This is a genomic window from Autumnicola edwardsiae (assembly GCF_031846505.1).
Lineage (GTDB): Bacteria > Bacteroidota > Bacteroidia > Flavobacteriales > Flavobacteriaceae > Autumnicola > Autumnicola edwardsiae.
The window spans coordinates 1-448 of record NZ_JAVRHP010000308.1; the positions used below are offsets into that span (position 1 = coordinate 1).

The window sequence follows — 448 nt, forward strand, 5'->3', positions numbered from 1 at the left end:
TTTAAGGTGGAGCATTGGCATAATTTTCATCTGGTTTGGGATGGTTAAATTTTTTGTTGGGCTGAGCCCGGCGGAAGATTTAGCTTCCTCAACCATTTGTACCCTGAGCGGCCATTTCTTTCCACAAGGAAGTTGTATGCCTGTATTGGCTATTTGTGAAAGCCTTATTGGCATATGCTTGTTATCGGGGAAGTTTTTGAAATGGGCTTTAGGCTTACTTTTCCTGCATATGTTAGGAACTTTTTCAACCTTCTTCATTTTTCCCGAAAAAATGTTCTCCCATTTCCCATTTGTATTAACCATGAAAGGTCAGTATGTAATGAAAAATATAATTATACTGGCAGCAGTGATCAATATTTGGGTCTCAACAACAAATAAGGTATCCATAAGGGCTAATCCCGAAAAATAGAATGTGCTGCAAACAATTTTTTAAAGCCTAGTTTAAATT

General features: G+C 37.3%; 1 protein-coding gene. It reads right to left on the reverse strand.

The annotated features are described in order from the left end of the window. Positions 1 to 258 (reverse strand): hypothetical protein (locus RM529_RS17795; RefSeq protein WP_311486067.1); only part of this gene is annotated, 258 nt, incomplete at its 3' end. Between the last annotated feature and the right edge of the window lie 190 nt (positions 259 to 448).